Below are 1530 nucleotides of genomic sequence, written 5' to 3' on the forward strand. Positions count from 1 at the left end.
GCCTTCGCGGGGGTCTGGACGCTGTGGATCGACTCGGTGGCGGGTGCCGTGGTCAGACCGAGGCCGAAGCCCATGAGGACCATCTGCCCGACGACGCCGGCGTAGGAGGAGAACGTCGGCGAGGCCGCGATCCACCCGAACGAGGACGCCAGCAGCAGGAGCCCGCCCGTCACGACAGCGCGGGTGCCGGTGCGGGTGGCGAGCGCGACGCCCACGACCGAGCCGAGGGCGAGGGTCGCGGCGACCGGCAGGATCCGCACCCCGGTCGACAGGGTGCCGTAGCCGCGGATGAACTGGAAGTACTGCGTGACCAGGAAGATGAAGCCGAAGAGCGCGAAGAACGCGACGGTGACGCACCCACTGGCGGCGGCGAAGGCGGGCGTGCGGAACAGGTTCACGTCGATCATGGGCTTGGGGCGGGCGCGCTCGACGACGACGAAGGCCGCGGCCAGGGCGGCTGCGACGGCGAACCCGGCGATGGTCGCGGGGGCCGTCCAGCCGCGCACGGGGGCCTCGATGATCGTGTAGACCAGGGTGCCGATCGCGCCGGAGGACAGCACGAGACCGGCGGGGTCCAGCCGGGCCTCGGCCGGGGCGCTGGACTCCGGCACCCACACCCACGCGGCCACGAGGGCGAGCAGCGCGACGGGGACGAGTGCCAGGAACACGGACGGCCACGCGAAGTGGGCGAGCAGCAGCCCGCCGCAGACCGGTCCGACGGCGACGCCGAGGCCGGTGACCGCGCCCCACAGGCCGACGGCCTTGGCCCGCTCACGGCGCTCCGGGAAGGTGTTGGTGATCACCGACAGCGTGGTCGGGAAGATGACGGCGGCGCTCGCGCCCATCAGCACGCGCAGGACGATCAGGGCGCCCGGGCCGCCGGCCGTCGCGCCGAGCGCACTGGCGAGGGCGAAGGAGCCGAGGCCCAGGAGCAGGGCGGGCCTGCGCCCGAAGCGGTCGCCGAGGGAGCCGGCGGTCAGGACGAGGGCGGCGAAGGCCAGGTTGTAGCCGTCCACGATCCACTGCAGGTCGCGCGTGGTGGCGTGCAGCTGACGGCTGAGGTCGGGGAGCGCGACGTTGACGATCGTCGTGTCGAGGTTGATCGCGAAGGCCGCCAGGCAGACGGCGAAGAGGACGGCGCCGCGCCGACGGGCGGACAGGCGGGGAGTTGTGGGGGACATGGGGTGCCTCCGTACTGCCGGAGCAGCATGTTGACAGTGGGCACATTTGCGACAATTCCACTCAAAGTGGACAATGTCAACATGGAATCCGAAAAAGCTGCCCCCAGTGCCGCCGAGCCGCCGCTCCGGCGGGGCTACCACCACGGCGGACTTCGGGAAGCCCTGATCGAGGCCGGCGTCGCGCTCGCCCGCACCGGCGGGCCGGACGCGGTGGTGCTGAGGGCGGCCAGCCGGGCCGCCGGGGTGTCCCACAACGCCGCCTACCGCCACTTCGCCGACCACGAGGACCTGATCGCGGCCGTCGGCGAGCGCTGCATGCACCAGCTCGGCCGGCTCATGCTGCAACGCG

General features: G+C 72.7%; 2 protein-coding genes. One reads left to right on the forward strand and one right to left on the reverse strand.

What is annotated here, in order from left to right; translation table 11 throughout:
- Positions 1 to 1181 (reverse strand): MFS transporter (locus AB0O00_RS38975; protein WP_363659411.1); only part of this gene is annotated, 1181 nt, incomplete at its 3' end.
- Positions 1182 to 1262: 81 nt separating this feature from the next.
- Here AB0O00_RS38975 and AB0O00_RS38980 point away from each other — a divergent pair.
- The coding region (locus AB0O00_RS38980; protein ID WP_363659412.1) for a helix-turn-helix domain-containing protein at positions 1263 to 1530 on the forward strand (268 nt) is incomplete at its 3' end.

Source organism: Kitasatospora sp. NPDC093558, assembly GCF_040683475.1.
In the GTDB taxonomy this organism is placed as follows: domain Bacteria; phylum Actinomycetota; class Actinomycetes; order Streptomycetales; family Streptomycetaceae; genus Kitasatospora.